The sequence below is a fragment of the Streptomyces murinus genome (genome assembly GCF_002154555.1).
GTDB lineage: Bacteria > Actinomycetota > Actinomycetes > Streptomycetales > Streptomycetaceae > Streptomyces > Streptomyces murinus.
This window is the reverse complement of sequence record NZ_MUNF01000922.1, coordinates 1-4,846: the sequence shown is the minus strand read 5'-3', so window position 1 is coordinate 4,846 and position 4,846 is coordinate 1. Positions and strand designations below refer to the sequence as shown.

At 74.2% G+C, this 4,846-nt stretch carries 5 protein-coding genes; 1 reads left to right on the top strand and 4 read right to left on the bottom strand.

All coding sequences use genetic code 11. The features are described 5' to 3' along the window. Window positions 1-80: 80 nt before the first annotated feature. Window positions 81-521 (bottom strand): Lrp/AsnC family transcriptional regulator, encoded by a 441-nt coding sequence (locus CCN72_RS36615; RefSeq protein ID WP_086812635.1) that lies wholly within the window; start codon window positions 519-521, stop codon window positions 81-83. Between the two features lie 22 nt (window positions 522-543). After that, complete coding sequence (locus tag CCN72_RS36610; protein ID WP_086812634.1) at window positions 544-1,893, bottom strand: transaminase; 1,350 nt, start codon at window positions 1,891-1,893, stop codon at window positions 544-546. Between the two features lie 305 nt (window positions 1,894-2,198). Here CCN72_RS36610 and CCN72_RS36605 point away from each other — a divergent pair, with 305 nt between their 5' ends. Continuing rightward, window positions 2,199-2,678 carry a hypothetical protein gene (locus tag CCN72_RS36605; protein WP_037660711.1) on the top strand — a complete coding sequence of 160 codons (480 nt, stop codon included), beginning with the start codon at window positions 2,199-2,201 and terminating at the stop codon, window positions 2,676-2,678. 29 nt (window positions 2,679-2,707) lie between these two features. On the opposite strand, the gene CCN72_RS36600 is transcribed toward CCN72_RS36605, so the two are convergent. Next, window positions 2,708-2,899, bottom strand: coding sequence for a hypothetical protein (locus tag CCN72_RS36600; protein ID WP_086812633.1), 192 nt, complete (start codon window positions 2,897-2,899; stop codon window positions 2,708-2,710). 277 nt (window positions 2,900-3,176) lie between these two features. After that, a complete protein-coding gene (locus CCN72_RS36595; RefSeq protein WP_244174666.1) occupies window positions 3,177-4,718 on the bottom strand; it encodes a helix-turn-helix domain-containing protein in 1,542 nt (513 codons plus the stop codon). Window positions 4,719-4,846: the final 128 nt, after the last annotated feature.

The following is a 4,846-nucleotide window of genomic DNA, read 5'->3' as shown; positions in this document are numbered from 1 at the left end:
GGCCCCGGCCCCGGCCCCGGGCGACCCGCCCACCTGACCACCCTCGACCGGCCCGCGCCCCACGTCCCGCGGGACCCCGCTCACCCCACGTCCCACAAGAACCGGTGGGTGTGGATCCCGAAGTACGGGAAGGACCGGAGCTCGCGGACGCCCTCGATCGGGCGGACCACGTCGTTGACGAAGTCCAGCAGGTCCTTCGGACCGGATGCGACCACCTCGGCGAAGAGGTCGAAGCCGCCGGAGGTGAGCACCGCGTACACGACCTCGGGCCGCTCGGCCAGGGCGTCGGCGACGGCCCGCGGGTCGCCGTCCACGCCGATCCCGAGCAGCGCCATGGCCTGTCCGCCCATCGCCATCGGGTCGGTGACGCCGACCACTTGCACGGCCCGGGAGTCCAGCAGCCGCTGTAGCCGCTGCCGGGCCGCCGAGGCGGACAGGCCCACCTTGGGCCCGAGGTCGGCGTAGGCGATACGGCCGTCGGTCTGGAGCTCACGCAGGATGGCCCGGTCGATGTCGTCCATGGCGGTCATCATGCCCCTCCCCTCATCCGGCCAGTTCGGCGAGGGCGGCGGCGAACACCTCGGTGTGCCGGTCGACGTCCTGCTCGGTGGTGTCGGGGCACATCAGGGCCATGTTGTGGAACGGGGTGAGCAGGATGCCCCGGTTGGCGAGGTACAGGTGCAGGAAGTCCTCGAGGTCGGCGTCGGCGGCCGCCGCGGACTCGGTGCCGGTGCGCGGCGCGGGCGCGGTGAAGCGGTACTCGGCCCGCGCCCCGAGCCGACTCACCGACCAGGGCAGGGTGTGTGCCTCGATACCGGCGCGCACGCCTGCCTCGAAGCGTTCGCACAGCTTGCCCATCCGGTCGAACGCCGCGTCGGTGAGGACGTGTTCGAGGGTGGCGCGGGTGGCCGCGACCGACAGGGCGTTGCCGGCGAGGGTGCCGCCGACGCCGCCCATGTCGACGAGGTCGAGGTCGCCGCGGGCCAGCAGCCGGTCGGCCAGCTCGGCGGAGAGGCCGTAGGCACCGGCCGGGATGCCGCCGCCGATGGCCTTGCCGATGGTGAGCATGTCCGGTTCCAGGTCCCAGGCGCCGGTGCAGCCGCCGGGCCCCGCGGAGAAGGTGTGCGTCTCGTCGTTGATCAGCAGCGTGCCGTAGCGCCTGGTCAGCTCGCGGACTCCGGCGAGGTAGCCGGGCTCGGGCAGCACGATGCCGATGTTGGTGAGGGCGGGTTCCATGAGGACCGCGGCCACATCGCCGTGGGCGAGTTCGCGCTCCAGTGCGGCGAGGTCGTTGAACTCGGCGACCCTGCTGGTGAGGGTCACCTCGCAGGGCGCGCCGACGTTCCCGGGCCGTGCGCTGCCCTCGCCGTCCGGGCCCGCGACGATCAGCGACTCGTCCACGCTGCCGTGGTAGCAGTAGCTGTTGAACAGGATCTTCGGCCGCCCGGTGACGGCGCGGGCGAGCCGGATCGCCCAGCGGTTGGCGTCGGTCGCGGTGAGCGAGAAGCTCCAGCGGGCCAGGCCGAAGCGCCGGGTCAGCTCGGCGCCGACCCACTCGGCGTCCTCGGTGGGCAGCAGGGCGGTGGCCCCGCCGAGTTCGGCGAAGCGCCGCTGGACCGCCTCGGTGACCGCCGCGGGCGAGTGGCCCGCCATCGCGCCGGTGTCGCCGAGGCAGAAGTCGATGTACTCGTGCCCGTCCACATCGCCGACCCGGGCGCCGCGCGCCCCGGCCAGATACCGGGGGAACGCTCCGGCCGTCTTGTTCATCCAGGTCATCGGCACCCGGCCGAAGAGATGGTCGGCCCCGGCGTACGCGGCGCGCGAGCGCGGGTTACGACGCTCGGCGTCGGCGCTCTCGCGGGCCAGGAGGGTGCGCAGACGGGTGCGGTCCATGGAAAACCTCGCTGGAGTCGGACGACGGAACGACGTGAGGCTACGACCGCAGTCACGTTCTTCTCAAGGCTTCGCGCAGGAATCGATCGCGAGAGCGCTCGAATCACGCACCCCATCGACCCGCCGCCCTCGCAAGAGTGACGCCACCCCCTTGGGTCGACTGACGAACCGGCACGCGGACTTCGAACGCGTCGACAGAAACGCCAGGCCGCGCCACCCCTTCCGCCGCATAGAAATATCTACGAGCATGCATATGCCGGGTTGCTGTGCGGACGCACCGAGTGCCCGAGAACGCGGAGCAGTGCATGACGAACACGATGTGGATGCGGGGCGTGGAGTGGCTGGCGGCATCGGCGGCCGACCCGCGCGCGTGCAAGTGGGAGTGGGACCACGGGGAGGGGATCGCACTGCTGGAGGCCGGGCGTTTCTGGGACCTGCTCAGCGTCCCCGAGCGGCTGGGGCTGCTCACCCTCGACCTGCTGTGGCGGCCCGCGCTGCCGGTGCCGGGCCCGACCCTGGTGGACCTCACGGCCGGCCGGGTCGGCTTCTTCCTGCCGCCGGACCCGGACGGGGGCTGGGTCGGCGCGGGGCTGCGCTATGCCACCAGGGGCTCCTGGGTCGCCGTACCGCCGCCCTACCGGCCCGCCCGCTCCCTGGAGTGGCTGGTACCGCCCGACGGCACCGGCACCCTGCACTCCCCCGGCACCCTGGAGGACGCGCTGCGACAGGCCAACGGCACGCTGACGGTCCTCGCCGCACCACCGCGCGGGCAGCGGGAGCCCTGACCGGACCGGGCGAGATACGGTACGACGCCTCAGGAACGCTCCGGCTCGGGCCGGGTGGGGCGCAGGGCGAGGCTCGCGAGGTCGGCGAGACCGGTGAGCGAGGTCCAGGCCGCCTCGGGCGCGGTGGGCACCGTCCGCCCCTGCGCACGCCATTCGGCGACCAGCCGGTCGTAGATGGGCTCCCGGGTCCGCGGCAGCCGGACCCCTTCGACTCGCTCCATCCGATCCCCCACGGCATCCGGTCCAGCAAGCGGCTCCTGCCGGGGCAACGTCCCCCGGCCGCCGGTGGTACGCCGGGCTCACCGGGTCGGGTGACGGCATCGCTCGAACGGGGTCCTCCGTCCATCGGACGAACAGGAGAACCCACCGGTCCGGCCCGAAAAGAAGGGCGGGGCCCCGACCGGCCCCCCGTCCCGGTCGTGCCCCGCTGGAAGTGAACTTACGTGCGACGCCCGGTCCGTACCAGCGCACCGGTGCCCGCCGCCACGCGCGTAGCACTCACCGGTGCACAGCCGCGTCCGCTTGGTCCCGGTTCGCCGGGCCGAGGGCGGGAACGGGGAGTTCACCGGTGACGAGGTGGGCGAGGACGACCTCGTACAGATCGGTGCCCCCGGCCAGCAGCCGGCGCTCCAGGACGGGTTCGGCGGCCCGCACATGCTCCCGTACGGTCTGGGCGTGCACTCCCCGCGCCGCCGCGGCGGGCCCGGCGTTGGCGTCGGCGGCCAGCCAGGCGCGCAGGGTGCCGCGCAGATCCCGGCCGTCGGTGTCGAGGCGCCCGAGCAGGCCCTCGGCCCAGGCGCGCAGCGCGTCCCCGCCGAGCAGGTCCGCGAACCCCGTCGGCGTGGCGGGGGCGTTGCCCTCGGGGTCGTACGGGCCGTGCGCCGCCTCGGTGTTGAGCGCGATGTGCGCCACCGCGCGTACGGCCAGGGCGGAGAAGTCGGCACCGAGCAGCCCGGCGACCCGGTCCATACGGGCACGCACCGTGTTGCGGCTGACGCCGAGCACCTTGGCCGTGCTGACCGCGGTGAACTCCAGGCCCAGCCGGGTGGTGGCGAGCAGTTCGGCGCGCACGTGGTACGGCAGCGTGTCCAGTGGGCGCAGCACCGCGGCCGACCAGGCGTGCAGCGCGGCCGGGTCCATCAGGCGGGCGGGGCGGGTGCGTTCGGCGTAGACGGCGGTCCGCTCGGGGCTGAAGCGGGCCACGGCGAGGGCGGTGACGGCCTGCCCGTAGGCGGTGGCGGTCAGGGCGAGGCGCTGGCGGGGGCTGCCGCCGAGGTAGGTGCCGGGCCGTACGGCGACCAGGGAGCGCAGCCGTTCCTCCACCTCGGTGGCCGGGCCGAGCACGATGACATGTTCGTCCATCGCCGGGCAGCGCACCACGAGGGCGCCGCCGCTGGTGGCCGCCCCGCACTCGTCGGCGAGCCGGTCGCGCTCGGCGACGGTGCCCTCGATGACGTACACCCGGGCGGTGTCCTTCTCCAGCAGTCCGGGCCACAGTCCCGCGGCGACCCGGCGGGCGGAGACGATGTCCTCCACCATCAGCAGTTGCAGGATGGCGAGGCGCAGATCGGCGGTGGCCCGTCGCAGCCGGTAACCGGCGTTCGCCAACTCGCGCTCGCGCAAAAGGAGTTCGAGCACGCCCGCGGTGTGCCCGAGGATGTCGGTGGTGTGCCGGTCGAAGGGCTCGGGGCGGGCCACGGCCAGTACGGCGGAGGCGGCCGGGTCGGGGCCCGGGTGCCGTATCCCGACCAGGCGCACATGCCGGGTGCCGTCCTCCAGCGCGGCGGCGGAGACCCGGCCCGCGGCCACGTCGGCGACGACGGCGGGGTCCAGCGCGGGCCGCTCCCCGGCCTCGGCGAGGAGGTGTCCGCGCGCGTCCTGGAGGCGTACGGCGGATCCGGTGCTGCGGGCGAGCCAGGCGATCAGCCGGTTCAGATCGCGTCCCGCGGGGCGCAGCTGGTCGAGCAGCTCGCGCGCCCAGGCGCTGCCGGTCCCGTACGACGGCCGGGACACCGGCTCCTCCTCCGCTCGGCGGGCCACGTGTCCCTCTCCCGTCTTCCCTGTCGGCTCTTCCCTGTCGGCCGATGTTCGCAGCGGGACGTTACCCGACGGTTCACCTGGTCGTCCCGTCCGGCCGGACATGGCTCCGCCGGCGGCCCGGGGGGGGG

Coding starts and splice junctions, on each gene's coding strand:
- CCN72_RS36615 (WP_086812635.1), bottom strand. CDS start 521: ATGGACGACATCGACCGGGCCATCCTGCGTGAGCTCCAGACCGACGGC.
- CCN72_RS36610 (WP_086812634.1), bottom strand. CDS start 1,893: ATGGACCGCACCCGTCTGCGCACCCTCCTGGCCCGCGAGAGCGCCGAC.
- CCN72_RS36605 (WP_037660711.1), top strand. CDS start 2,199: ATGACGAACACGATGTGGATGCGGGGCGTGGAGTGGCTGGCGGCATCG.
- CCN72_RS36600 (WP_086812633.1), bottom strand. CDS start 2,899: ATGGAGCGAGTCGAAGGGGTCCGGCTGCCGCGGACCCGGGAGCCCATC.